The following is a 21,555-nucleotide window of genomic DNA, read 5'->3' on the forward strand; positions in this document are numbered from 1 at the left end:
CTTAATATGAACCATCCAACTTTATGGGGTCAGTCCAGCAGCGCCGCCGGGCAATAGACATCTACGGGTTATTTCCCGCCCGCCAGTTCAAGGAAGCTACCCGTCACATACGACGCTTTGTCGCTCAGCAGCCAGGCAATGGCCTGAGCGACCTCTTCCGGCTGGCCGCCGCGCTTCATCGGTAGCGAACCTTTCACTCGATCCACGCGCCCCGGTTCACCGCCGGAGGCGTGCATCTCGGTATAAATCAGCCCCGGACGCACGCCGTTGACCCGGATCCCCTGCGCCGCCACCTCCAGCGCCAGCCCGGTAGTCAGGGTATCTACCGCCCCTTTCGACGCGGCATAGTCAACGTACTCCCCCGGCGCGCCAAGGCGCGACGCCGCCGACGACACGTTAACTATCGCCCCGCCCTTGCCGCCATGCCGATGTGACATGCGCTTTACCGCCTCGCGACAGCAGAGGAAGTAACCGGTGACGTTGGTGGCCAGCACGCGGTTAATACGCTCGGCGCTCAGGCTCTCCACCGTACACTGGGTAAACAGGATCCCGGCGTTGTTGACCAGCGCCGTCAGCGGCTCGCCCATGCGGTCGATCGCCTCAAACATCGCCATCACCTGCGCTTCATCGCTGATGTCCGCCCGCAGCGCCGTGGCTTTGCCGCCAGACGCCACAATGGTATTTACCACCTCGGTGGCGGCGTTAATGTTGTGATGGTAATTGACCGCGACGGTATACCCTTCCTGCGCCAGCAGCAGCGCCGTCGCCCGGCCTATGCCGCGGCTCGCGCCGCTAATAAGAGCTATTCCCATACCTTCCCTCCAAAAAAATAAAGGCGCCGCAGCGCCTTTAAAAGTTTAGCTAAAACGCAAACTTACTGGTATTCGCTCATCGGTACGCAGGAGCAGAACAGGTTGCGGTCGCCGTAGACATCATCCAGACGCTTCACCGTCGGCCAGTACTTGTTGTGCAACCCTGCCGGGAATACCGCCAGCTCGCGGCTGTACGGATGGTTCCACTCGCCCACCAGCTCGCCCTGGGTGTGCGGCGCGTTCACCAGAGGGTTATCCTCCAGCGGCCATTCGCCGGCTTTGACGCGGTCGATTTCCGCGCGGATCGCCAGCATCGCGTCGATAAAGCGGTCCAGCTCGACCTTGCTTTCCGATTCCGTCGGCTCAACCATCAGCGTCCCCGCTACCGGGAAAGACATGGTCGGGGCATGGAAGCCAAAGTCGATCAGGCGCTTGGCGATATCCAGCTCGCTAATGCCGGTCTCTTCTTTCAGCGGACGAATATCGAGAATGCATTCGTGCGCTACGCGACCATCGCGACCGGTGTAGAGCACCGGGTAGGCGTCTTTCAGCCGGGTAGCGATGTAGTTGGCGTTAAGGATCGCGTTCTGGCTCGCCTGCTTCAGCCCTTCCGCACCCATCATGCGGATATACATCCAGCTGATCGGTAGAATGGACGCGCTGCCGAACGGCGCGGCGGAAACCGCGCCCTGGCGGGTCAGCATACCTTCAATCTGTACCACGCTGTGGCCCGGCACGAACGGCGCCAGGTGCGCTTTCACGCCGATTGGGCCCATGCCCGGGCCGCCGCCGCCGTGCGGAATGCAGAACGTTTTATGCAGGTTGAGGTGCGAAACGTCGGCGCCGATAAAGCCCGGAGAGGTGATCCCGACCTGGGCGTTCATGTTGGCGCCGTCGAGATAAACCTGGCCGCCAAACTGGTGCACGATCTCGCACACTTCGCGAATGGTCTCTTCATACACGCCGTGGGTCGACGGATAGGTGACCATGATGCAGGAGAGATTGGCCCCCGCCTGCTCTGCTTTTTCACGCAGATCGGCGAGATCGATGTTGCCGTTTTTATCACAGGCAACGACCACTACCTGCATACCCGCCATCTGCGCGGAAGCCGGGTTGGTGCCGTGCGCGGAGCTAGGGATCAGGCAGATATCGCGATGGCCTTCGTTGCGGCTCTCGTGATAATGGCGAATCGCCAGCAGGCCAGCATATTCACCCTGCGCGCCGGAGTTCGGCTGCATGCAGACGGCGTCATAGCCGGTCAGTTTCACCAGCCAGTCGGAAAGCTGGGCGATCATCTGCTGATACCCTTCCGCCTGCTCGACCGGGCAGAACGGGTGCAGCTCGGCGAATTCCGGCCAGGTGATCGGGATCATCTCCGCCGCGGCGTTCAGTTTCATGGTGCAGGAGCCCAGCGGGATCATCGCCTGGTTCAGCGCCAGATCTTTACGCTCCAGGGCGTGCATGTAGCGCATCATCTCGGTTTCGCTATGGTAGCGGTTAAACACCGGATGGGTGAGGATCGCATCGTCGCGCAGCATCGCCGCCGGGATCGAACGGCTATCCAGCGCCACGTCTTTATCCAGGGTATCGATATCCAGACCGTGATCGTCGCCGACGATGGCGCGGAACAGGTTCAGCACATCTTCGCGGGTGGTCGCTTCATCGAGCGTAATGCCCACCGCGCCGTGAATATCGCTGCGCAGGTTAATCTGCAGGGCTTCGGCACGCGCCAGCACCGCGGCTTTATCCGCCACTTCGACGCACAGGGTGTCGAAGTAGTGGGCATGGCGCAGCTTCAGCCCTTTCTTCTGCAGGCCGTCGGCCAGAATGTCGGTCAGACGATGAATGCGACCAGCGATACGTTTCAGACCCGCCGGGCCGTGGAATACCGCGTACAGGCTGGCGATGTTGGCCAGCAGCACCTGCGAGGTACAAATGTTGGAGTTCGCTTTCTCACGGCGGATGTGCTGCTCGCGAGTCTGCATCGCCATGCGCAGCGCGGTATTCCCCGCCGCATCTTTCGATACGCCGATAATCCGGCCCGGCATGGAGCGTTTGAATTCATCTTTCGCCGCGAAGAAGGCCGCGTGCGGGCCGCCGTAGCCCATCGGCACGCCGAAGCGTTGGGCGGAACCGAAAACGATATCCGCGCCCTGCTTGCCCGGCGCCGTCAGCAGCACCAGCGCCATAAAGTCGGCAGCGACGCTGACAATCACTTTGCGCGCTTTCAGCTCGGCGATCAGTTTGCTGTAATCGTGGATTTCGCCGGTGGTGCCCACCTGCTGCAGCAGCACGCCGAAGACATCCTGGTGATCGAGCACTTTGTCGGCGTCATCGACGATCACGTCGAAGCCGAAGGTTTCCGCGCGGGTGCGCACCACGTCCAGGGTTTGCGGATGGACATCGGCGGCAACGAAGAAGCGGTTGGCGCTCTTCAGTTTACTGACGCGTTTGGCCATCGCCATCGCTTCGGCGGCGGCGGTGGCTTCATCGAGCAGCGAAGCGGAAGCGATATCCAACCCGGTCAGATCCAGAGTGACCTGCTGGAAGTTGAGCAGCGACTCCAGACGGCCCTGGGATACTTCCGGCTGGTAAGGGGTATAGGCGGTATACCAGCCCGGGTTTTCCAGCATGTTGCGCTGAATGACCGGCGGCAGCTGCACGGCGGTATAGCCCATGCCGATGTAAGACTTGAAGCGCTTGTTGCGACTGGCAATCGCCTTCAGCTCCGCCAGCGCGGCGAATTCGGTAGTCGCGTCGCCCACCTGCGGTGGGGTCGCCAGCTGGATATCCTGCGGCACAATCTGGCCGATCAGGGCGTTAAGCGAATCCGCGCCGACGGTCTTCAGCATCTCTTGCTGCTGCTGAGCGTCCGGGCCAATGTGACGTTCAATAAAGGCGTCGCGGTTTTCAAGCTGACTTAAAGTCTGAGTCATGAGCGATGGTTCCTGAAACGTGCGGTGAATCGTGGTTGTCTGACTGGTTTGCCCGGCAAGCGCTGATGCTTACCGGGCCAGAATACGCAAAATCATTCGCGTTGCAGGAAGGCGGCGACACAGCGACTCCCCGGGAGCTTACAAAAGTAAGTGACCGGGGGGAGCCAGGAAGCCAACGCCCCTGCAGCGTGAAGGATGAAGCGTATTTATTCGTCTTCCAGTAAAGCTTCATACGCGGCGGCATCCAGCAGCGCGGCAACCTGCGCTTCGTCGCTGGCTTTGATCTTGAAGATCCAGCCGTCGGTATACGGGTCGCTGTTGACCAGTTCCGGAGAGTCGTTCAGCTCTTCGTTGACGGCAACGATTTCACCGCTAATCGGCGCGTAGATATCGGAGGCCGCCTTCACGGATTCGGCAACCGCGCAATCGGCACCCGCTTCAACGGTGGCGCCCACTTCCGGCAGGTCAACGAAAACCATATCGCCAAGCAGCTCCTGCGCGTGCTCGGTGATCCCTACGGTATAGGTACCGTCCGCTTCTTTACGCAGCCACTCGTGTTCTTTGCTGTATTTCAGTTCTGCTGGTACGTTGCTCATCAATTCATCTCCAAAAAAGGGAAATCACACAATGGCTTTGCCATTGCGTACAAAACCAGGTTTAGTCACTTTTACCGGCATTTCACGGTTACGGATTTGCACCACCGCGGTGTCGCCAATCCCGGCCGGCACGCGAGCCAGCGCGATGCTGTAGCCCAGCGTCGGCGAGAAGGTGCCGCTGGTGATAATGCCTTCTTTTTGATTACCGTCGCTATCGGTAAAACGGACCGGCAGACCACCGCGCAGGACGCCTTTCTCGGTCATCACCAGGCCAACCAGCTGCTCGGTACCTTTTTCGCGCTGCATCTCCAGCGCTTCGCGGCCGATGAAGTTACGATCGGCGGGCTCCCAGGCGATAGTCCAGCCCATGTTCGCCGCCAGCGGGGAAACACCTTCGTCCATCTCCTGGCCGTACAGGTTCATCCCAGCCTCCAGGCGCAGGGTGTCGCGCGCGCCAAGACCGCACGGCTTAACGCCAGCGTCCAGCAGACCGCGCCAGAAATCAGCCGCCTGCTCGTTCGGCATCGCAATTTCATAACCCGCTTCGCCGGTATAGCCGGTGGTGGCGATAAACAGGTCGCCGGCCTGCACGCCGAAGAACGGCTTCATGCCTTCCACGGCCTGACGTTGAGCGTCGGTAAACAGCGTCGCCGCCTTCGCTTTCGCCTGGGGGCCCTGGACCGCGATCAGCGACAGATCGTCGCGAACGGTAATTTCAAGGCCGTAAGGTTCAGCTTGTTCGGAGATCCAGGCGAGGTCTTTTTCGCGGGTGGCGGAGTTAACAACGAGGCGGAAATAATCTTCAGAAAGGAAATAGACAATCAGGTCGTCGATGACGCCGGCGGAGGCGGTCAGCATGCCGGTGTAGAGCGCTTTGCCCGGGGTGGTGAGCTTCGCCACATCGTTGGCCAGCAAATAGCGCAAGAACTCGCGGATCCGGCTGCCGTGGAAATCGACGATGGTCATATGCGACACATCGAACATCCCTGCATCGCCGCGCACCGCATGGTGCTCATCAATCTGGGACCCGTAATGCAGCGGCATCATCCAGCCATGGAAATCCACCATGCGCGCGCCGCACAGCGTGTGTTGTTCATACAACGGAGTCTGTTGAGCCATCTTTTCCTCATCGAATAAAACGGAACCAGCCACGAAATTGTCGGCGATTTTGCGCCATGAAATTCGGCGTCGGCATCGCTGACGGACGCCGACGCAAACGTTCTCTTTGGCCTGAACTTACCACCGAACCCGGCGCTAAACCATAAGCTCATTCAGGGCATCACATTAGCTTATGGCTAAAAACCGCCGAAAAGCCTACAGAGTTATTGACTGGGAAAAAGCGATTTACGCCACATAAAATTAACATTAACGGCGCGACAATTAGGTAATGATGGTGTTTTATGCGATTTTACGGCTCTAATTTCTTTAACAAAAAAAAGGACGCATTAATAAATCTAATGCGAAAAAAGAGGTGAAATTAGAATATTTCAAATGAGGGGGAAAACCCGGCGCCCAGGCCGGGTGAAAGAAGTGTGACGCGGTTAACGTAACCAGGCAGGCAGATCGTTGAGGCCCATCGCCTGGCGAATCAGCTGCGGTTTCACGCCCGGCAGCGTATCGGCCAGTTTGAGTCCCACATCGCGAAGAAGTTTCTTCGCCGGATGGCTCCCGGAGAACATTTCGCGGAAGCCCTGCATGCCCGCCAGCATCAGCGCCGCGCTGTGCTTGCGGCTGCGCTCGTAGCGGCGCAGATAAAGATGCTGGCCGATATCTTTGCCCTGGACGTGCAGGCGCTTCAGCTCGTCAATAAGCTCGGCGGCATCCATAAAACCGAGGTTGACCCCCTGCCCGGCCAGCGGATGGATGGTATGCGCGGCATCGCCGACCAGCGCCAGTCGGTGGGCGGCAAACTGACGGGCATAGCGGCCGGTCAGCGGGAAAACTTCACGTTCACTTGCCAGCTGGCAGAGGCCAAGGCGATTATCGAACGCGATATTCAGCGCCTGGTTGAAGGTGGTTTCATCAGCCTGCTGCATCCGCTGCGCTTCCCCCGGCGATAGCGACCAGACGATCGAGCACAGGTGCGGATCGCTGAGCGGCAGGAAGGCGAGGATCCCGTCGCCATGGAACGCCTGGCGGGCCACCGCCTGATGCGGCTCAGCGGTACGGATGGTCGCCACCAGCGCATGATGATGGTAATCCCAGAAGGTCAGCGGAATATCGGCTTTATTGCGCAGCCATGAATTGGCACCATCGGCGCCGATCACCAGCCGCGCGGTCAGCATGCTGCCGTCCTGCAGGCTGAGAAAGGCTTCATTCTCGCCCCACGCCACCTGCTGAAGTTCCGCCGGAGCCAGCAGGGTAACGTCAGCGCAACGCTGCGCCTTCTGCCACAATGCATGATGCACTACGGCATTTTCGATAATATAGCCAAGGTGGCTAAAGCCCATGCTCTGGTCATCGAAGCTAATGTGGCCAAAGCTGTCTTTATCCCACACTTCCATACCGTGATAGCAGCTGGCCCGCTGGGCGACGATCTCGCGCCAGACGTCCAGCTTTGTCAGCAGCTTTTCGCTGGCGGCATTAATTGCCGAAACGCGCAGCGCCGGCGGCGCATCGGCGGCCAGCGGTCGCGGCTCTGCTTTCTCCAGCACTGCGACGCGCAGGCCGCTACCCTGTAGACCGCAGGCTACCGCCAGCCCCACCATTCCACCGCCAACAATGGCAACATCAACACTTTGCACGTTCTACTCCTTAACGGGGAACCCAACCGAGGGTACGCTGCGCCAGCGCATCGCGCGCCGGGGTAAATAATTCCATCGCCATCAGACCGACGTTGCGCCCCGCCACCAGCGGCGCCCAACGGTTGGCAAACAGATGCACCAGCCCATCGGTCACGCCGATGGTGGCGGCTTTATCCCCTGCCCTGCGCGCCTGATAGCGGCACAGCAGTGGATAATGACCGACATCTTCGCCGCTGAGATGGGCGTCAGCGAGTAATTCCGCCAGGCTCATCACATCGCGCAGGCCGAGATTAAAGCCCTGCCCGGCGATCGGGTGCAGCGTCTGCGCCGCATTGCCGACCAGCGCCAGGCGGTGCGACACCGCGCGGCTGGCGGTGGTGAGGGCCAGCGGATAGACGCTGCGCTTCCCGGCGTGGGTAATACGCCCCAGCCGCCAGCCGAACGCCTGCTGCAGCTCCTGACAAAAGCGTTCGTCAGACCAGCTCTGCACCTCATCGCGGCGCGACTGCGGATGACACCACACCAGCGAGCAGCGCCCTTGCGACATCGGCAGCATCGCCAGCGGGCCATGCTCGGTAAAGCGCTCGAAGGCGCGACCTTCGTGGGGCAACGCGGTGCTGACGTTAGCAATGATCGCTATCTGCTCATACGGCTGCTGCTGCCAGCTGATGCCGCAGCGGGCGCCCAGTGCCGAACGGGAACCGTCCGCCGCCACCAGCAGCTTACCGTTAATGATTTTGCCGCCCTCAAGTGTAAGGCTGACGCTCTCCTGGCTGCGACTGACCGCTTCCACTTTCGCCGGACAGTGCAGCGTGACGCCCGGCGCCTCGCGCAGCAGACCAAACAGGCGCTGGCCAACATCGTGGAGTTCAACCACCTGGCCCAGCGCCGACAGCCCATAATCCGCGGCCGCCAGATTCACAAACCCGGCATGACCGCGGTCGCTGACGTGTACTCGCTGGATGGGCGTCGCGCGTTCGGCGAGGCGTTGCCAGATACCGATACGCGCCAGCTGCTGGCAGGTGCCCGCAGCCAGGGCGATCGCCCGGTCGTCAAAGCCAGGGTGGCGTGACGAATGCGGATCCTGCGCTTCAATGAGGTGGACCGGCAGCGCGCCGCCGGTCAAACGGGAGATGGCCAGCGCGAGCGTCGCCCCGGTCATCCCGCCCCCGACGATCAGCACGCTCATGACTGGCGCGCCGCCGCCATCAGCGCCTCGATCTCATCCGCCTTCTTCACCACGCCGGCAGTGAGATTTTCGTTACCGTCTTCGGTAATCACGATGTCATCTTCAATACGGATGCCGATGCCGCGATACTGCGCCGGCACGTCGGCATCGGTGGCGATATACAGTCCCGGCTCGACGGTCAGCACCATTCCCGGCTCCAGGACGCGCGAACGGTCGGTGTCGTAATTACCGACATCGTGCACATCCAGACCTAGCCAGTGGCTCAGGCCATGCATAAAGTACGGGCGGTGGGCGTTGTTGGCGATAAGCTCGTCAATCTCGCCTTTCAGGATCCCCAGCCGCACCAGGCCGGTAATCATAATGCGCACCACTTCCTGGTTAACCTGACAGATCGAGGTGCCCGGCCGATAGAGTTTCAGCGCGGTCTCCAGCGATTCGAGCACAATGTCGTAGATCTCGCGCTGCGGCTGGGTAAATTTACCGTTTACCGGGAAGGTGCGGGTAATGTCCCCGGCATAGCCGCGATACTCGCAGCCGGCGTCAATCAGGACTAAATCGCCGTCGCGCAGTTCAGATTCGTTTTCGGTGTAGTGCAGAATACAGCCGTTTTCGCCGCCGCCAACGATGGTGTTATAGGAGGGGAAACGTGCCCCGTGGCGGTTGAATTCATGGAGAATTTCACCTTCCAGCTGATATTCGAACATGCCAGGGCGGCATTTTTCCATCGCCCGGGTATGGGCCAGCGCGGTGATCTCCCCGGCGCGGCGCATCACGGCAAGCTCTTCCGCGGATTTAAACAGGCGCATCTCATGCACAATGGGCCGCCAGTCGATAACCGAGTTCGGCGCCTGCAGATTCTGGCGCGAGCCTTTGCGCAGTTTTTCGAGGGCGTTGAACACAATCTCATCGGCATAGGCATATTCACCCTGGGCGAAGTAGATCGCGTCCAGACCGTTGAGCAGCTGATACAGCTGCTGGTTGATTTCGCTGAACGCCAGCGCCCGGTCGACGCCAAGCTTCGCCGGCGCGGCCTCCTGGCCCAGACGGCGTCCAAACCAGATCTCAGCGGTCAGATCGCGAACCCGGTTGAACAGCACGCTATGGTTGTGGGTTTCATCGCTTTTAATCAACACCAGCAGCGCTTCCGGTTCGTTAAAGCCGGTGAAGTACCAGAAATCGCTGTTCTGCCGGTAGGGATATTCCGAATCTGCACTGCGCACCGCTTCCGGTGCGGCGAAAATCAGCGCCGCGCTGCCTGGCTGCATCTGCGCCAACAGCGTCTGGCGACGCGATAGAAATTCCTGCTGAGTCATGACGCCCCCTGAACGAATTTTAGTTAGTGTAATGTCGGTTTGCGGACTTCCGGTGCGGTTGGCTGCTGACGGGCAAAGGTGTCGTGGCACAGCAGTGCGGCAACGCGGACATACTCGATAATCTCCTCCAGAGACATTTCCAGCTCTTCCTGATCTTCGTCTTCATCGTAGCCCAGCTGGGCAATATTACGCAGATCGTCAATCGCTTCCCCGGTTTCATCCTTCACTTTATCCAGCTTCGGCTGGCTAACGCCAAGACCAAGCAGGAAGTGGTTGACCCAACCGGCGAGGGCGTCGGCACGGTCAAAGACGCTCACCGCATCGCCTTCCGGCAGATACAGTTGAAAGAGGAAACCGTCGTCATCCAGTGAATCGCTGATGGCGGAATGCATGTTACGCAGCGCCTGAGCCAGTTCATGGCCAAAGGCGAGACCTTCGTTGGTCAGGTCGTGCACCAGCGGCTGCCAGCTGCTGTCCGTGTTGCCGCCGCACAGCAATCCGCTGATCAAACCGTGCATTTCGGCCGGGGTGAGACCTACCCCTTGTTGGTTCAGTAACTGGTCTACATCGTTGTAACCAGGCATTTCGTTCTGTATAGACATGCGCATTCGTCATCGTTGGGAGGAATATTCATGGTATGCTACCACTTTGGACCCTGGTGAACCAGAATAGGGCTTGTATCTTCGCACCAGGGTAGCTATAGTGTCGCCCCTTCGCAGACCCGGGCCAGGGTGTGAAGGCAGCGCAGTCAATCAGCAGGAAGGTGGCATGTCTGCACAACCCGTAGATCTCCAAATTTTCGGCCGTTCACTGCGAGTGAATTGCCCGCCTGAACAAAGGGATGCCCTGAATCAGGCAGCTGAAGACCTTAATCAGCGGTTGCAAGATTTAAAAGAACGCACTAGAGTCACAAATACTGAGCAGCTGGTCTTCATCGCGGCGTTGAACATCAGCTATGAGTTGACTCAGGAAAAAGCGAAGACCCGCGACTACGCTTCCAGCATGGAGCAGCGCATTCGCATGCTTCAGCAGACCATCGAACAAGCATTGCTTGAGCAAGGTCGCATAAGCGAAAAGCCAGGGTCGAAGTTTGAATAACACTTTGCAGTTAACTGTGTTAGAGTAATCGCAAGAACAAAATTTCTCTGAGATGTTTGCAAGCGGGCCAGTCCCCTGAGCCGATATTTCATACCACAAGAATGTGGCGCTCCACGGTTGGTGAGCATGCTCGGTTCGTCCGAGAAGCCTTAAAACCGTGACGACACATTCACCTTGAACCAAGGGTTCAAGGGTTACAGCCTGCGGCGGCATCTCGGAGATTCCCTTCTTTACTTCGCATCATCCCCCATACGTGTTTTCGGCTGAAGCCGCCCTGTATTACACTTGCTCCTATTGTTTCGCCAGCTCGTAACGAGACCTGCATGACTATACAGCCCGATACCCTGCTCTCCCGTCAGCATATTCGCCAGCAGATCCGCGATCGTCGACGCGCACTCAGCCCGGAGCAACAGCGCCTGTTTGCCCAACAGGCCGCCGAGCGGATGATGGCCTGGCCGCCGGTAGTTCTCGCCCACAACGTGGCGCTGTTTCTCTCCTTTGACGGCGAGCTGGACACCCAGCCGCTGATCGACCAGCTCTGGCGCGCCGGCAAGCGGGTATATCTCCCGGTGCTGCATCCCTTTAGCCCCGGCAATCTGCTGTTTTTACACTACCATCCGCAGAGCCAACTGATCGTGAATCGCCTGAAGATCCGCGAACCGAAGCTCGATGTGCGGGATGTGCTGCCGCTGGCTGAACTCGATGTGCTGGTGACCCCGCTGGTGGCCTTCGATGTCAGTGGCCAACGGCTGGGAATGGGCGGCGGTTTTTACGACCGGACGCTGCAAAACTGGCAGCAGTATCGCCTGCAGCCGGTGGGCTACGCGCACGACTGCCAGCAGGTGGATAGCCTGCCGAGCGAAGAGTGGGATATCCCGCTGCCGGCGGTCATCACCCCGGGAAAAACCTGGTGTTGGTAGGTACGCGGGGACGAGAAATTCAGCCTGGAAAGTATTAACAAAAAAACGGGCAGGTACGCGACCTGCCCGAGAGGCAAAAATGATTAGAACAGCAGACGGGCGCGGATAGTCCCCGGGATCGCTTTCATTGCCTGCAGCGCCTGCTGGGCAACATCTTCCTCCGCTTCAATATCAATCACCACGTAGCCCATCTGCGGCGACGTTTGCAGATACTGGGCAGCAATGTTGATGCTCTGCGCGGCGAAGATTTGGTTGATTGCGGTCAGGACGCCCGGTCGGTTCTCATGGATATGCAGCAGACGGCGGCCGCCGTGCAGCGGTAGAGAAACTTCCGGGAAGTTAACTGCCGACAGGGTTGACCCGTTGTCAGAGTATTTCGCCAGCTTGCCAGCTACTTCCAGACCGATGTTCTCCTGCGCTTCCTGAGTGGAGCCACCGATATGCGGTGTGAGGATCACGTTATCAAACTCGCACAGCGGCGAAGTGAAGGGGTCGCTGTTGGTCGCAGGTTCAGTCGGGAAGACGTCGATAGCCGCCCCGGCCAGATGCTTACTGGCCAGCGCATCGCATAGCGCCGGAATGTCCACCACGGTACCGCGGGAGGCGTTGATCAGCAGCGCGCCCGGCTTCATCAGCGCCAGTTCTTCCGCGCCCATCATATTTTTGGTAGAGGCGTTTTCCGGCACGTGCAGGCTGACCACATCGCTCATGTTCAGCAGGTCGGAGAGATGCTGTACCTGAGTGGCGTTGCCGAGCGGCAGTTTGTTTTCAATATCATAGAAGAAGACGTGCATTCCCAGCGATTCCGCCAGAATGCCAAGCTGGGTACCGATGTGGCCGTAACCGATGATGCCCAGCTTTTTACCACGCGCTTCGAAGCTGCCGACCGCCTGCTTGTTCCACACCCCGCGGTGCGCTTTGGCGTTGGCTTCCGGCACGCCGCGCAGCATCAGCAGCAGTTCGCCGATCACCAACTCGGCCACCGAGCGGGTGTTAGAGAACGGCGCGTTAAACACCGGAATACCGCGCTTCGCAGCGGCGTTCAGATCGACCTGGTTGGTCCCGATGCAGAAGCAACCGACGGCAACCAGTTTTTCCGCTGCGGCGAAAATCTCTTCAGTCAGATGGGTACGGGAACGCAGGCCGATGAAATGGGCATCACGGATCGACGCTTTCAGCTGTTCTGAATCCAGCGCGCCTTTATGAAATTCAATGTTGGTGTAACCCGCTGCGCGAAGGCTATCGATTGCCTTTTGATGCACACCTTCAACCAGCAGAAATTTAATCTTGTCTTTTTCCAGTGATACCTTAGCCATTTCCCCGTCCTGTTTTGTCTTAACTGATGTCGTGCTGAACGAAAGTTCGTCTCAGCAACATATCAAAAAAAACTATCGCGGCAATATGAACGTTTGCGTCGCCGTCCTGAAGAAATGTCATCCAGAGGGAAATCGCAGGACAAAACACCAGAAAGAGAAGAAATGGTAGCGTGTAAATCAGAATGGTTGCATAAATGTGACAGAAGTCACCAAATTGCACCTGGTGAAAAAATATTTGCGAGGGAGCCGGTCGGCTCCCTGCGGACAGACTATTTTACGATGGTCTTCACGCCGTCGGCAGTACCAATCAGCGCCACGTCGGCGCCACGGTTGGCGAACAGCCCCACGGTGACAACGCCAGGAATACCGTTGATCGCGTTTTCCAGCGCGATCGCATCGAGAATTTCCAGGCCGTGCACGTCAAGGATCACGTTGCCGTTATCGGTCACCACGCCCTGACGGTACTCTGGACGGCCGCCCAGCTTGACCAGCTGACGCGCCACGGCGCTGCGCGCCATCGGAATGACTTCCACCGGCAGCGGGAACTTGCCCAGAATATCGACCTGCTTGGAGGCGTCGGCGATGCAGATAAATTTATCCGCGACCGAGGCGATGATCTTTTCACGGGTCAGCGCCGCGCCGCCGCCTTTGATCATCTGCATATGGCCGTTGATCTCATCCGCGCCGTCAACATAGATCCCCAGGCGATCGACGCTGTTAAGATCGAAGACGGTGATCCCGAGGCTTTTCAGCTTCTCGGTGGAGGCGTCGGAGCTGGAAACCGCCCCTTCGATCTGCCCCTTCATGGTGCCCAGCGCGTCAATAAAATGGGCCGCCGTCGAGCCGGTGCCTACGCCGACAATAGTCCCTGGCTGTACATATTGCAGTGCTGCCCAACCTACCGCTTTTTTCAGTTCATCCTGCGTCATAATTCTGGTCCGAGATGTGAATGCCTGTGGCGCATTATAGAACATCGATAGTGGAAATGTCCCTGCGATGCAGATCACACAACTGAACAGACCAATTTCGTCTGTATCAAATAAAAATTTATGTCATAGTGCGAGATAACGATTAGTTATGGGGGCACGCCAGAATAATGAAACGACCGGACTACAGGACACTACAAGCGCTGGATGCGGTGATTAGGGAACGAGGATTTGAGCGCGCCGCGCAGAAGCTATGTATTACCCAGTCCGCCGTCTCACAGCGTATTAAGCAGCTGGAAAATATGTTCGGCCAGCCGCTGCTGGTGCGTACCGTGCCGCCGCGCCCCACCGAGCAAGGACAGAAACTGCTGGCTCTGTTGCGCCAGGTTGAACTGCTGGAGGAAGAGTGGCTGGGCGATGAACAAACCGGCTCGACGCCGCTGCTGCTGTCGCTGGCGGTGAACGCCGACAGTCTGGCGACCTGGCTGCTGCCGGCGCTGGCCAACGTTCTGTCAGACTCCCCTATTCGTCTCAACCTGCAGGTGGAAGATGAAACCCGCACCCAGGAGCGCCTGCGCCGTGGCGAAGTAGTGGGCGCAGTGAGTATCCAGCCGCAGGCGCTGCCAAGCTGCCTGGTGGATCAGCTGGGGGCGCTCGATTACCTGTTTGTCGCATCAAAAGAGTTTGCGCAACGCTATTTCCCGAATGGCGTGACGCGTTCGGCGCTGCTTAAGGCGCCGGTCGTCGCCTTCGACCATCTGGACGATATGCATCAGGCGTTCCTGCAGCAAAACTTCGACCTGCCGCCGGGCAGCGTCCCCTGCCACATCGTCAACTCGTCGGAAGCTTTCGTGCAGCTGGCGCGCCAGGGCACCACCTGCTGTATGATCCCGCATCTGCAGATCGAAAAAGAGCTCAACAGCGGCGAACTTATCGATCTCACCCCGGGCCTGTTCCAGCGCCGCATGCTCTACTGGCACCGCTTCGCCCCGGAAAGCCGCATGATGCGCCGGGTGACCGATGCGCTCATTGACTACGGACACAAGGTGCTGCGTCAGGATTAAACCGCGGGCATAAAAAAGCCACTTCGCTGAAGTGGCTTTTTTGTTTCTATCGCTTACTGGGCCGGTTTCGGCGTTTCCGCCGGTTTCGCCGGGGTGGCTGGAGCAGCGGCTTGCGCCGGCTGCAGCTCAAAGACTACATCGACCTGGTCGTCAAACTGGATAGTCGCCTGCTCGTAGGTTTCCTGGGCAGAAACCGGCGCAGCGTCAGCGGCCTTCATCATGCGAACCATCGGGCTCGGCTGATAGTTGGAGACATGGTAGCGCACGCTGTACACCGGACCCAGCTTGCTGTGGAAGCCTGCGGCCAGCTCCTGCGCCTGATGCACGGCGTCGTCGATCGCCGCTTTACGCGCTTTATCTTTGTAGGCATCCGGTTGCGCAACGCCCAGCGAGACGGAGCGAATTTCGTTGAGACCCGCTTTCAGGGCGCCATCCAGCAGACCGTTGAGTTTATCCAGCTGGCGCAAGGTCACTTCCACTGTGCGCACCGCGCGATAGCCTTTCAGAATGCTTTTCCCGTTCTGATAGTCGTAATCTGGTTGGGTACGCAGATTCGCCGAGTTGATGTCCTTTTTAGCAATACCGCTCTTTTCGAGGAAAGAAAGATATTGCGCAACGCGATCGTCAGCCTGTTTTTTTGCCGACGCGGCGTCTTTTGCCGACACGTTCACTTCGATCGCCAGGGTGGCGATGTCCGGAACCGCGGCAACGCTTGCTGTGCCTGAAGTCACAATGTGCGGGCCATCCGGCAATTCGCTGGCCTGTGCCGCCATCGTGGTCAATCCGAGTGTTGCCGCCAGGGCTAAGACTTTTAACTTCACTGTCGTTTCTCCATGTTACTTAAATCGCCCTTACGGGACGCATGCCAGCAAGCTTAGCGCGTACAGCAGGAAAGTCCATCGGACAACGCTTAGTTAAGCAACGCCTGGATATGGCTGACGCCTTCTCTTGCCAGCTGAAACGCAATAAACCACATGACGGCGCCGACCACAATATTGATGATCCGCTGGGCTCTGGCGGTACGCAGTCGCGGCGCCAGCCAGGCGGCTAACAGCGCCAGGCCAAAGAACCACAGGAAAGAGGCGCTAATGGTCCCTAGCGCAAACCAGCGCTTCGGCTCCACCGCCAGCTGACCTCCCAGGCTGCCTAACACCACAAAGGTGTCCAGATAAACGTGCGGATTAAGCCAGGTCACCGCCAGCATGGTGATAATGATTTTCCAGCGCCCCTGCTGCATTACCTCTGCATTGGCGAGTTCAAGACTCTGACTGAACGCCGTTTTCAATGCGCCGAAGCCATACCACAGCAAAAAGGCCACGCCGCCCCAGGTCACTAGCGCCAGCAGCCACGGGGATTGCATCAGCAGTGCGCTACCGCCGAAAATGCCAGCGCAGATTAACAGCAAGTCGCTGACCGCGCATAGCAGGGCAATCATCAGATGATACTGACGACGGATCCCCTGATTCATCACAAAGGCATTTTGTGGGCCAAGCGGCAATATCATAGCCGCTCCCAGGGCAAGCCCCTGAAAGTAATAAGTAAACATAAGGATTTATCCGCTGAGTTCGAGAGTGGCGCTGACTATAGCGCGAATGAATTATTAGCGGAAATTGAAAGAATTAATCATTAATTAGAACAACTAATGATGAGCTATTGAAAAAGGCCGGCATGGCCGGCCTGAGTTATTGAGAGGCGCTTTACTCTGCTTTTTCCGGCAGGCGCACCACATGAACATCCATCTGCGGGTAAGGGAAGCTGATGCCATTGGCGTCAAATTCACGCTTGATACGCTCGAGGATATCCCAGTAGACGTTTTGCAGATCGCTGCTTTTGCTCCACACGCGCACCACGAAGTTCACCGACGAGGCGCCGAGTTCGTTCAGACGAACGGTCATTTCCCGATCGCGCAGAATTCGATCGTCAGATTCGATAATCGAGGTCAGCAGCTGCTTTACCTTGTCGATATCAGCATCGTAAGCGACGCCGATAATAAACTCATTGCGACGCGCCGGTTCCCGGGAGAAGTTAATGATATTGCCGGCGATGATTTTCCCGTTCGGGACCACCACTACCTTACCGTCCGCGGTACGCAGGGTGGTGGAGAAAATCTGCACGTTCAACACCGTACCTGCCACGCCGCCAAGGTCGACATACTCGCCAGCGCGGAACGGGCGGAACATCACCAGCAGTACGCCTGCGGCAAGGTTCGACAGCGATCCCTGCAGTGCCAGACCGACGGCTAAACCCGCGGCGCCCAGCACAGCAATGACCGAGGCGGTCTGCACGCCTACCCGCCCCAGGGCGGCAATCAGCGTAAAGGCGATAACCGCATAGCGCACCAGCGCAGAGAGAAAATCGGCCACGGTAGCGTCAATTTTACGCGCCAGCATCAGGCGGTTGACGGTATTAGAGACGACGCGCGCCACGATCATCCCGACGATCAGGATAGCGATAGCCGCGACGATGTTGACGGCATAGCTCAGCAGCAGCTCCTGGTTGCGTGCCAGCCACGTCCCGGCGTGGTTGATGCTATCGACAACGTTCAAATCTTCCATTTAACATTCCTTATGAATCCCCTGGGGGAAGTAAATAACTCAGCCTGCGACAGGGCAGTCAGGTTATAGGGTAAACAATAAGTGCACGTTTTGCCAAATGGATCACAGTTTTCTGCCACGCTATCCTGTTGTTAAGATAATAAAAAAGCCCGCATTGCTGCGGGCTTCCGGGTAAGAAACAGATTTTTCTTACAGAACGTCGATCGCGTTCAGCTCTTTAAATGCCTGCTCCAGACGAGTCACCATGGAAGTCTGGGCAGCACGCAGCCATACGCGCGGGTCGTAGTATTTCTTGTTCGGCTGATCTTCGCCTTTCGGGTTGCCCAGCTGGCCCTGCAGGTAAGCTTCGTTCGCTTTGTAATACTGCAGGATACCGTCCCAGGTTGCCCATTGGGTGTCGGTATCAATGTTCATTTTCACCACGCCGTAGCTGACGGAGTCTTTAATTTCCTGAGCGGAAGAACCGGAACCGCCGTGGAACACGAAGTTCAGGCTGTTGTGCGGCAGGTTGTGTTTCTTGGAAACATATTCCTGAGAGTCGCGCAGGATGGTCGGGGTCAGAACTACGTTACCTGGTTTGTACACGCCGTGTACGTTACCGAAGGAAGCGGCGATGGTGAAGCGCGGGCTGATTTTGCTCAGCTCGGTGTAGGCGTAATCCACGTCTTCCGGCTGGGTGTACAGGGCGGAAGCGTCCATGTGGCTGTTATCCACGCCGTCTTCTTCACCGCCGGTGCAGCCCAGTTCGATTTCCAGGGTCATGCCCATTTTGGCCATGCGCGCCAGGTACTTAGAGCAGATCTCGATGTTTTCGTGCAGGGACTCTTCAGACAGGTCGATCATGTGGGAAGAGAACAGCGGTTTGCCAGTAGCGGCGAAGTGTTTTTCACCGGCGTCCAGCAGGCCGTCGATCCACGGCAGCAGTTTCTTCGCGCAGTGGTCAGTGTGCAGGATAACCGGCACGCCGTAGTGTTCAGCCATCTGGTGCACGTGGTGGGCGCCAGAGATAGCGCCGAGGATAGCAGCACCCTGAGGAACGTCAGTTTTCACGCCTTTACCTGCGATGAACGCTGCGCCGCCGTTAGAGAACTGAACGATAACCGGAGAGCGAACTTTCGCTGCAGCTTCCAGAACGGCGTTGATGGAATCAGTACCTACGCAGTTTACCGCCGGCAGTGCAAAGTTGTTTTCTTTCGCTACCTGGAACACTTTCTGAACGTCGTCGCCAGTGATGACGCCCGGTTTTACGAAATCAAAAATTTTAGACATGTTACTTAGTCCTGTATCTGTATCTTCGACCGTTGAAGAAGGTTCGCGAGCCCTTAAGCGCGCTGAAAAACAGGCGGGTTTCCCCGCCTGAACTGAATTACTGCTTAGCGCGCTCTTCGAGCATCGCTACTGCCGGCAGGACTTTGCCTTCGACGAATTCAAGGAATGCGCCGCCGCCAGTGGAGATGTAGGAAATTTTGTCAGCGATGCCGAACAGGTCGATCGCTGCCAGGGTGTCACCGCCGCCGGCGATGGAGAAACCTTCGCTGTCCGCGATAGCGTTAGCCACGATTTCAGTCCCTTTACGGAAGTTAGGGAATTCGAATACGCCAACCGGGCCGTTCCACAGGATGGTTTTGGCGTTCTTCAGGATTTCAGCCAGTTTCTGTGCGGAAACGTCGCCAAGGTCCAGAATCTGCTCGTCATCTTTGATGTCGTTAACAGATTTCAGGGTTGCCGTTGCGGTTTCGGAGAACTCGGTCGCTACGCGAACGTCGGTCGGAACCGGGATATCGCAGGTGCCCAGCAGGCGCTTGGCTTCATCAACCAGATCTGCTTCGTACAGGGATTTACCGACGTTGTGGCCCTGAGCGGCAACGAAGGTGTTAGCGATACCGCCGCCCACGATCAGCTGGTCAGCGATTTTAGACAGGGAATCCAGAACGGTCAGTTTGGTGGACACTTTAGAACCACCAACGATAGCGACCATCGGACGAGCTGGCTCTTTCAGCGCTTTACCCAGCGCGTCCAGTTCAGCGGCCAGCAGCGGGCCTGCGCACGCCACGTCAGCAAATTTGCCGATGCCGTGGGTGGAAGCCTGCGCGCGGTGCGCAGTACCGAAAGCGTCCATCACGAACACGTCGCACAGCGCAGCGTATTTCTTAGACAGTTCTTCGTCGTCTTTTTTCTCGCCTTTGTTGAAGCGAACGTTTTCCAGCACCACCAGTTCACCGGCAGCCACTTCCACGCCGTCCAGGTAGTCTTTAACCAGGCGTACCGGGTTGGACAGTTTGTCTTTCAGGTAATTAACAACCGGCAGCAGAGAGAATTCTTCGTTGTACTCGCCTTCGGTCGGACGACCCAGGTGAGAAGTAACCATGACTTTCGCGCCCTGCTTCAGCGCCAGTTCAATGGTCGGCAGAGATGCACGGATACGTGCGTCGCTGGTTACTTTCCCGTCTTTAACTGGTACGTTCAGATCCGCACGGATAAAAACGCGTTTACCAGCCAGATCCAGATCGGTCATCTTAATTACAGACATGGTGAATCCTCTCGTTGATTCATAAAGTTTTGTCGACGTTTACGCGTCGAACCTGAAACCAATAGTCGCCATCGCTAACGTCGTGTCGAGCATTCGGTTAGCAAAGCCCCATTCGTTATCGCACCAGACCAGCGTTTTGATCAGATGCGCGCCACTGACCCGGGTTTGCGTACCATCGACGATGGCGCTGTGCGGATCGTGGTTAAAATCTGTCGAGACCAACGGTAATTCCGTATAGTCAACTATACCATGAAATGCACCTTGTGCTGCTTTTTGCAGCAACTGGTTGACTTCACATGCTTTTACCGGTTTTTTCACCGTCACGCTCAGGTCAATTGCCGTCACGTTAATCGTCGGCACCCGCACGGCAATCGCTTCAAAACGGTCGTTAAATTGCGGAAAAATACGGGTGATCCCTGCCGCCAGTTTGGTATCCACCGGAATGATCGACTGGCTGGCCGCGCGGGTACGCCGCAGATCCGGATGATAAGCGTCAATCACCTGCTGGTCATGCATCGCCGAGTGAATGGTGGTGACGGTGCCGGACTCAATGCCATAGGCGTCATCGAGCAGTTTAATGATCGGAATAATGCAGTTGGTGGTGCAGGAGGCGTTGGAGACAATGCGATGCCCGGCGCGAAGTTCATCCTGATTTACGCCGTACACCACCGTCGCGTCGAGGTCGTTGCCGCCGGGGTGGGAAAAGAGCACTTTTTTCGCCCCCGCCTGAAGATGGGCTTCACCGTGTTCACGGCTCCCGTATACGCCGGTACAGTCAAGCACGACGTCCACCGCCAGTTCGCGCCAGGGCAGCGCCGCAATGGTCGGCTCATGCAGCAGACGGATGGCATCGTCGCCAACAAACAGCTGCTCGCGCTCCTGACGGACATCCCAGGCGAAACGGCCATGGCTGGTGTCATATTTCAATAAATGCGCGATGCCCGCGGCATCCGCCAGCTCATTGATTGCCACCACGGTGATTTCCGCACGACGCCCGGATTCATATAGAGCACGAACCACGTTGCGTCCAATGCGACCGAAGCCATTAATCGCGATGCGAATGGTCATAGATCTCCTGCAAGGCTGTCCCTGTTATGAGGTGGCTGACAGAGTAATCCAGCAACGCTCTGAGGGGAACCTTACCAGCTGCAAACTGCGGCTGATTGATTAATTGTCGAACATTTAAACGACTGAAACGCTTCAGCTAGAATAAGCGAAATGAGGAATAAAAGGAATGTTTGTCCAGCGCAATAAACCAGCTATATGACTCACATCACATTTTCTCTGGAATAATTTACAACCGTATTACATGGTTCAGGAATAGCAGATACAAAAAGCCGGGTGGCGAGATAAAAGCAAAACGGTAACCCAGGGGTTACCGTTTTGGTGTTTGCACCCTCTCCTGTGGGAGAGGGTTGGGGTGAGGGCATCAGCCCGCACCGTACCAGCGATTACAGCAGCGCTTTCGCTTTAGCGACCACGTTATCAACGGTGAAGCCGAACTCCTCGAACAGCTGCTCAGCCGGCGCAGACTCACCGAAGGTGGTCATGCCAAC

The 21,555-nt window shown here is 57.7% G+C and carries 20 protein-coding genes and 1 other RNA gene; 4 read left to right on the plus strand and 17 right to left on the minus strand.

Features of this window, described 5'->3' with window-relative positions:
* Window positions 1–68 precede the first annotated feature (68 nt).
* The 8 genes from RRF55_RS26085 to RRF55_RS26120 form a co-directional block, all read right to left on the minus strand.
* Window positions 69–812 carry an SDR family oxidoreductase gene (locus RRF55_RS26085; protein ID WP_032425239.1) on the minus strand — a complete coding sequence of 248 codons (744 nt, stop codon included), beginning with the start codon at window positions 810–812 and terminating at the stop codon, window positions 69–71.
* 62 nt (window positions 813–874) lie between these two features.
* Window positions 875–3,748: an aminomethyl-transferring glycine dehydrogenase gene (gcvP, locus tag RRF55_RS26090; protein ID WP_002916478.1), complete on the minus strand. Its 2,874-nt coding sequence runs from the start codon at window positions 3,746–3,748 to the stop codon at window positions 875–877.
* A gap of 206 nt (window positions 3,749–3,954) precedes the next feature.
* Window positions 3,955–4,344: a glycine cleavage system protein GcvH gene (gene gcvH, locus RRF55_RS26095; protein WP_002916479.1), complete on the minus strand. Its 390-nt coding sequence runs from the start codon at window positions 4,342–4,344 to the stop codon at window positions 3,955–3,957.
* Window positions 4,345–4,368: 24 nt separating this feature from the next.
* Window positions 4,369–5,463, minus strand: coding sequence for a glycine cleavage system aminomethyltransferase GcvT (gene gcvT, locus RRF55_RS26100; RefSeq protein WP_002916480.1), 1,095 nt, complete (start codon window positions 5,461–5,463; stop codon window positions 4,369–4,371).
* A 422-nt stretch (window positions 5,464–5,885) separates the two neighbouring features.
* Window positions 5,886–7,088, minus strand: a complete 1,203-nt coding sequence (gene ubiI, locus RRF55_RS26105) for an FAD-dependent 2-octaprenylphenol hydroxylase (RefSeq protein ID WP_004149783.1) — start codon at window positions 7,086–7,088, stop codon at window positions 5,886–5,888.
* Between the two features lie 10 nt (window positions 7,089–7,098).
* Entirely contained in the window at window positions 7,099–8,277 is a 1,179-nt protein-coding gene (ubiH, locus tag RRF55_RS26110; protein ID WP_021314259.1) for a 2-octaprenyl-6-methoxyphenyl hydroxylase, read from the minus strand.
* Window positions 8,274–9,590, minus strand: a complete 1,317-nt coding sequence (gene pepP / locus RRF55_RS26115; RefSeq protein ID WP_002916483.1) for a Xaa-Pro aminopeptidase — start codon at window positions 9,588–9,590, stop codon at window positions 8,274–8,276. Before pepP ends, ubiH begins: the two co-directional genes overlap by 4 nt.
* Before the next feature lie 23 nt (window positions 9,591–9,613).
* Window positions 9,614–10,192, minus strand: coding sequence for a YecA/YgfB family protein (locus tag RRF55_RS26120; protein ID WP_002916486.1), 579 nt, complete (start codon window positions 10,190–10,192; stop codon window positions 9,614–9,616).
* Between the two features lie 166 nt (window positions 10,193–10,358).
* Here RRF55_RS26120 and zapA point away from each other — a divergent pair, with 166 nt between their 5' ends.
* The 3 genes from zapA to RRF55_RS26135 all read left to right on the plus strand — a co-directional run bounded on the left by zapA (window position 10,359) and on the right by RRF55_RS26135 (window position 11,608).
* The gene (zapA, locus tag RRF55_RS26125; RefSeq protein WP_002916488.1) at window positions 10,359–10,688 is read left to right on the plus strand and encodes a cell division protein ZapA; all 330 of its coding nucleotides are present in this window, start codon (window positions 10,359–10,361) and stop codon (window positions 10,686–10,688) included.
* Window positions 10,689–10,729: 41 nt separating this feature from the next.
* Window positions 10,730–10,913, plus strand: a non-coding RNA gene (gene ssrS / locus RRF55_RS26130) — 6S RNA.
* 98 nt (window positions 10,914–11,011) lie between these two features.
* The gene (locus RRF55_RS26135) at window positions 11,012–11,608 is read left to right on the plus strand and encodes a 5-formyltetrahydrofolate cyclo-ligase (protein ID WP_002916490.1); all 597 of its coding nucleotides are present in this window, start codon (window positions 11,012–11,014) and stop codon (window positions 11,606–11,608) included.
* An 83-nt stretch (window positions 11,609–11,691) separates the two neighbouring features.
* Here the strand turns inward: RRF55_RS26135 and serA are convergent, their stop codons facing one another.
* Window positions 11,692–12,924 carry a phosphoglycerate dehydrogenase gene (serA, locus tag RRF55_RS26140; RefSeq protein ID WP_002916493.1) on the minus strand — a complete coding sequence of 411 codons (1,233 nt, stop codon included), beginning with the start codon at window positions 12,922–12,924 and terminating at the stop codon, window positions 11,692–11,694.
* A gap of 269 nt (window positions 12,925–13,193) precedes the next feature.
* Complete coding sequence (gene rpiA, locus RRF55_RS26145) at window positions 13,194–13,853, minus strand: ribose-5-phosphate isomerase RpiA (RefSeq protein ID WP_002916495.1); 660 nt, start codon at window positions 13,851–13,853, stop codon at window positions 13,194–13,196.
* Window positions 13,854–14,020: 167 nt separating this feature from the next.
* On the opposite strand from rpiA, the gene argP reads away from it, so the two are divergent.
* Window positions 14,021–14,914, plus strand: coding sequence for a DNA-binding transcriptional regulator ArgP (gene argP / locus RRF55_RS26150; protein WP_002916497.1), 894 nt, complete (start codon window positions 14,021–14,023; stop codon window positions 14,912–14,914).
* Between the two features lie 53 nt (window positions 14,915–14,967).
* On the opposite strand, the gene RRF55_RS26155 is transcribed toward argP, so the two are convergent.
* From RRF55_RS26155 to RRF55_RS26185, 7 genes are all read right to left on the minus strand, one after another.
* Entirely contained in the window at window positions 14,968–15,735 is a 768-nt protein-coding gene (locus tag RRF55_RS26155) for an oxidative stress defense protein (protein ID WP_002916499.1), read from the minus strand.
* 89 nt (window positions 15,736–15,824) lie between these two features.
* Window positions 15,825–16,460 (minus strand): arginine exporter ArgO, encoded by a 636-nt coding sequence (gene argO, locus RRF55_RS26160; RefSeq protein WP_004144747.1) that lies wholly within the window; start codon window positions 16,458–16,460, stop codon window positions 15,825–15,827.
* Between the two features lie 151 nt (window positions 16,461–16,611).
* Window positions 16,612–17,469 carry a small-conductance mechanosensitive channel MscS gene (locus tag RRF55_RS26165; RefSeq protein WP_002916504.1) on the minus strand — a complete coding sequence of 286 codons (858 nt, stop codon included), beginning with the start codon at window positions 17,467–17,469 and terminating at the stop codon, window positions 16,612–16,614.
* A 189-nt stretch (window positions 17,470–17,658) separates the two neighbouring features.
* Window positions 17,659–18,738: a class II fructose-bisphosphate aldolase gene (gene fbaA, locus RRF55_RS26170; RefSeq protein ID WP_004144748.1), complete on the minus strand. Its 1,080-nt coding sequence runs from the start codon at window positions 18,736–18,738 to the stop codon at window positions 17,659–17,661.
* A 97-nt stretch (window positions 18,739–18,835) separates the two neighbouring features.
* A complete protein-coding gene (gene pgk / locus RRF55_RS26175; protein ID WP_002916508.1) occupies window positions 18,836–19,999 on the minus strand; it encodes a phosphoglycerate kinase in 1,164 nt (387 codons plus the stop codon).
* A gap of 39 nt (window positions 20,000–20,038) precedes the next feature.
* Window positions 20,039–21,067, minus strand: coding sequence for an erythrose-4-phosphate dehydrogenase (gene epd, locus RRF55_RS26180; protein ID WP_032438981.1), 1,029 nt, complete (start codon window positions 21,065–21,067; stop codon window positions 20,039–20,041).
* A gap of 383 nt (window positions 21,068–21,450) precedes the next feature.
* The coding region (locus tag RRF55_RS26185; protein WP_225734010.1) for a hypothetical protein at window positions 21,451–21,555 on the minus strand (105 nt) is incomplete at its 5' end.

It is taken from the genome of Klebsiella sp. K47 (assembly GCF_051858335.1).
In the GTDB taxonomy this organism is placed as follows: Bacteria; Pseudomonadota; Gammaproteobacteria; order Enterobacterales; family Enterobacteriaceae; genus Klebsiella; species Klebsiella pneumoniae.

Excerpts from the sequence above, each read along its gene's own strand:
- ubiH (WP_021314259.1), bottom strand. The coding sequence starts at position 8,277 with ATGAGCGTGCTGATCGTCGGGGGCGGGATGACCGGGGCGACGCTCGCG.
- gcvT (WP_002916480.1), bottom strand. The coding sequence starts at position 5,463 with ATGGCTCAACAGACTCCGTTGTATGAACAACACACGCTGTGCGGCGCG.
- gcvH (WP_002916479.1), bottom strand. The coding sequence starts at position 4,344 with ATGAGCAACGTACCAGCAGAACTGAAATACAGCAAAGAACACGAGTGG.
- zapA (WP_002916488.1), top strand. The coding sequence starts at position 10,359 with ATGTCTGCACAACCCGTAGATCTCCAAATTTTCGGCCGTTCACTGCGA.
- RRF55_RS26085 (WP_032425239.1), bottom strand. The coding sequence starts at position 812 with ATGGGAATAGCTCTTATTAGCGGCGCGAGCCGCGGCATAGGCCGGGCG.
- epd (WP_032438981.1), bottom strand. The coding sequence starts at position 21,067 with ATGACCATTCGCATCGCGATTAATGGCTTCGGTCGCATTGGACGCAAC.
- fbaA (WP_004144748.1), bottom strand. The coding sequence starts at position 18,738 with ATGTCTAAAATTTTTGATTTCGTAAAACCGGGCGTCATCACTGGCGAC.
- RRF55_RS26135 (WP_002916490.1), top strand. The coding sequence starts at position 11,012 with ATGACTATACAGCCCGATACCCTGCTCTCCCGTCAGCATATTCGCCAG.
- pepP (WP_002916483.1), bottom strand. The coding sequence starts at position 9,590 with ATGACTCAGCAGGAATTTCTATCGCGTCGCCAGACGCTGTTGGCGCAG.
- RRF55_RS26165 (WP_002916504.1), bottom strand. The coding sequence starts at position 17,469 with ATGGAAGATTTGAACGTTGTCGATAGCATCAACCACGCCGGGACGTGG.
- RRF55_RS26120 (WP_002916486.1), bottom strand. The coding sequence starts at position 10,192 with ATGTCTATACAGAACGAAATGCCTGGTTACAACGATGTAGACCAGTTA.
- pgk (WP_002916508.1), bottom strand. The coding sequence starts at position 19,999 with ATGTCTGTAATTAAGATGACCGATCTGGATCTGGCTGGTAAACGCGTT.
- argP (WP_002916497.1), top strand. The coding sequence starts at position 14,021 with ATGAAACGACCGGACTACAGGACACTACAAGCGCTGGATGCGGTGATT.
- serA (WP_002916493.1), bottom strand. The coding sequence starts at position 12,924 with ATGGCTAAGGTATCACTGGAAAAAGACAAGATTAAATTTCTGCTGGTT.
- gcvP (WP_002916478.1), bottom strand. The coding sequence starts at position 3,748 with ATGACTCAGACTTTAAGTCAGCTTGAAAACCGCGACGCCTTTATTGAA.
- argO (WP_004144747.1), bottom strand. The coding sequence starts at position 16,460 with ATGTTTACTTATTACTTTCAGGGGCTTGCCCTGGGAGCGGCTATGATA.
- rpiA (WP_002916495.1), bottom strand. The coding sequence starts at position 13,853 with ATGACGCAGGATGAACTGAAAAAAGCGGTAGGTTGGGCAGCACTGCAA.